The organism is Stenotrophomonas sp. 3diitr2024 (genome assembly GCF_042136455.1).
Lineage (GTDB): Bacteria > Pseudomonadota > Gammaproteobacteria > Xanthomonadales > Xanthomonadaceae > Stenotrophomonas > Stenotrophomonas sepilia.
The window spans coordinates 1-3146 of sequence record NZ_JBHHMJ010000501.1; the positions used below are offsets into that span (position 1 = coordinate 1).

Consider the following 3146-nt stretch of genomic DNA (forward strand, 5'->3'; position numbering starts at 1 on the left):
CTACCAGCCCAACGAAGCAGTACTGCATACCGATGCATCGTTGCTGCCGCGCAACCGCAAAGCATGGGCTGCATGGAATGCACACGTTCCCATGGATCCTCAGTGCACCGTCACCGCTTCCACACCGGGAATGCCTGCGGCAGCTGTTGCCACAGCAGCGGCCCCGCACGCAGTTCCTGATCGTTGAGCAGGCACGCGTCCAGCTCCGCACGCACCGCGCGCTCATCCATGTGCACGCCAATCACCACCAGCTCCTGGCGGCGGTCGCCCCACAGCGGGTGCCACAGCCGCTGCATCGCCGAATGCGCGGCCGCATCCGGGAAGTCTTCCAGACCCGGCAACGGTGCGCTCCAGCAGTCGGCCTGCTGCCGCGCCCAGCCCAGGTCGCTGTACGGCAGCGGCGTGGGCGGCAGCAATGGCGCGGTGTCCTCCAGCCCAGCCCGCACACGATCACGCGCGGCGTACCAGAACCCCGCCGCCTGCGTCCGCGTCGCGGCGCCCACGGTGTTCAGCTCACCCACCCAGTCCATGCGATTGGCCAGCCAGAACCAGCCCTTGCTGCGGATCACGCCGGGCATGCCCGACTGCAGCGCGCGGGCGAAGCGCGCGGGATGGAACGGTCGCCGCGAGCGATAGACGAAGCTGGCGATGCCGTACTCCTCGGTTTCGGGCGTGTGCTCGCCACGCAGTTCCTTTACCCAACCCGGCGCACGTTGCGCACGCTCGTAGTCGAAGCGGCCGGTGTCCAGCAGCTCCGCCAGGGGAACATCACCGAAGCGGGACAGCAGCAGCTTCGCGTCGCGGTTCAGGCCGCGCAACACGGCCAGCGTGTCCTGCAGCACGTCGTCATCCACCTGGTCGACCTTGCTGACCACGATCACGTCGGCGAACTCGACCTGCTCGCACAGCAGGTCGACCACCCCCCGGTCGTCATCCGGCCCGGCCTGCTGGCCGCGCTCGGCCAGGCGCAACGTCGAGCCGAAGTCGGCAAGGAATGCGCCGCCATCCACCACCGTCACCATTGTGTCCAGGCGCGCGATGTCACTCAGGCTGAAGCCCTTCTCGTCGCGCACCGCGAACGTGGCCGCCACCGGCATCGGCTCACCGATGCCGGTCGACTCGATCAACAGGTAGTCATAGCGACCGGCGTCGGCCAGGCGCCGCACTTCCTGCAGCAGGTCATCGCGCAGGGTGCAGCAGATGCAGCCATTGCTGAATTCCACCAGCGTCTCTTCGGTGCGGCGCAGTTCGGCGCCGCCCTCTCGCACCAGCTGTGCATCGATGTTGACCTCGCTCATGTCGTTGACGATGACCGCCACACGCAGGCCCTGGCGGTTACGCAGGATCTGGTTGAGCAGGGTGGTCTTGCCGGCCCCGAGGAAGCCGGACAGCACGGTGACCGGAAGGCGACGGTCGGCGCGGGAAACAGTGTTCATGTCGGAGCAGGTTGGCTGCGGAACGGAAATGTTACTGTATAACAATTGCTGCGCAAGGAACCTCCCCCGATGAAGTCGCCGTCTGCCGCCCTGCTTGATGCCGGCGCGGTCGCCCTGTCCAGCCTGTGCCTGCTGCACTGCCTGGCGCTGCCCCTGCTTGCCACCGCGCTGCCGCTGTTCGGCAGCTGGGCCGAAGCGGAATGGGTCCACCTGCTGTTCGTGGCCATCGCCCTGCCGCTGACCGGGTATGCACTATGGCGCGCCGAGCGCCGCCATCCGTTGCCGGTGCTGGCCTGGGCCACCGCCGGCGCCGGGCTCGGCCTGCTGCTGGCCGCCACGCATATCTGGAACGCGCGGCACCGGCACTACCCTTGCTATTTACCGTAGCGGCGCAGCAGTTCGACCAGCACTTCGGCCTCGGCCGCCCGCTGCTGCGGGTCGTCGGCGCCGACCACATGTTCCTGCAGGTGCTCGTGCAGCAGCTCCATCAGCAGGCTGTGGGCGGCGCCGCGCACCGCAGCAACCTGCACCAGCACGTCCGCACAGTCACCTGCTTCACCCTCGGGCTTGTCCAGCGCCTGCTCCAACGCTGCCACCTGGCCGCCGATACGGCGTACCCGGGTCAGCAGCTGCTTTCGATTCTTGTGTACATGGGCCATGGATGGATCGTATACCCTATGGGGGTATCCTTCCACCCTCTGGTCTTCCCATGCATCTGGACGCCCTCGCCGCCGCCCGTCGCCACGAACACCGCTTCGACGACGGCAACCCGCTGGCCGAGCGCAATACCCGCCGCGCTCTGTGGCTCACCGTCAGCATGATGCTGGTGGAAATTATCGGCGGCTGGTGGTTCAACTCCATGGCCGTGCTCGCCGACGGCTGGCACATGAGTTCGCACGCACTCGCGCTGGGCCTGGCAGTGTTCGCCTACCGCTGCGCGCGCCGCTACGCGCACGACCCGCGCTTCGCCTTCGGTACCTGGAAGATCGAGATCCTGGCCGGCTATACCAGCGCCATCGCCCTGCTTGGCGTCGCCGCGCTGATGGCGGTGCAATCGCTGGAGCGGCTGTGGGTACCGGCGCCGATCCATTACAACGAAGCCATCGCCATCGCCGTGGTCGGGCTGGGCGTGAACCTGCTGTGCGCCTGGTGGCTGCACGACAGCCCGGGCCACGTGCATCACCACCACGGGCATGACCATGGCCATCACCACGGCCACAACCACGATCACACCCATGCGCACGGTCACGACCTCAACCTGCGCTCGGCGTATGTGCACGTGCTGGCCGACGCCGCCACCTCGGTGCTGGCCATCATCGCCCTGCTCGGCGGCAAGCTGCTGGGCCTGACCTGGCTGGACCCGGTGATGGGCCTGGTCGGCGCCGTGCTGGTCACGGTGTGGGCGATCGGCCTGCTGCGCGACAGCGGCCGCATCCTGCTCGACGCGCAGATGGACGCGCCGGTGGTGGCCGAAGTACGCGAGGTGATCGAACAGGGCCCGTGGCCGGCGCGCCTGGCCGACCTGCACGTCTGGCAGGTGGGTCGCGGCAAGTACGCGGTCAGCGCCAGCGTGGTCACCAGTGACGCCACGCTGGATGCCGATACCGTGCGCAACGCGCTGGCGATCCACGAAGAGCTGGTGCACGTGACGGTGGAGATCCATCGCAGCGCATGACCCGCGTCCGGTAGTGCCGGCCGCTGGCCGGCACC

General features: G+C 68.0%; 4 protein-coding genes. 2 read left to right on the forward strand and 2 right to left on the reverse strand.

What is annotated here, in order from left to right:
• Positions 1–110: 110 nt before the first annotated feature.
• On the reverse strand, positions 111–1436 hold the full coding sequence (locus ABGA94_RS12710) for a GTP-binding protein (protein WP_005415077.1): 1326 nt from the start codon (positions 1434–1436) through the stop codon (positions 111–113).
• Between the two features lie 69 nt (positions 1437–1505).
• Here ABGA94_RS12710 and ABGA94_RS12715 point away from each other — a divergent pair, with 69 nt between their 5' ends.
• Positions 1506–1823 carry a MerC family mercury resistance protein gene (locus ABGA94_RS12715; protein ID WP_375367443.1) on the forward strand — a complete coding sequence of 106 codons (318 nt, stop codon included), beginning with the start codon at positions 1506–1508 and terminating at the stop codon, positions 1821–1823.
• Here ABGA94_RS12715 and ABGA94_RS12720 read toward each other — a convergent pair.
• A complete protein-coding gene (locus ABGA94_RS12720) occupies positions 1811–2095 on the reverse strand; it encodes a metal/formaldehyde-sensitive transcriptional repressor (RefSeq protein WP_095379406.1) in 285 nt (94 codons plus the stop codon). The two genes, ABGA94_RS12715 and ABGA94_RS12720, sit on opposite strands and share 13 nt — an antisense overlap.
• Before the next feature lie 50 nt (positions 2096–2145).
• Between ABGA94_RS12720 and dmeF the strand changes: the two genes are divergently transcribed.
• Positions 2146–3111 (forward strand): CDF family Co(II)/Ni(II) efflux transporter DmeF, encoded by a 966-nt coding sequence (dmeF, locus tag ABGA94_RS12725; protein ID WP_375367445.1) that lies wholly within the window; start codon positions 2146–2148, stop codon positions 3109–3111.
• Positions 3112–3146: the final 35 nt, after the last annotated feature.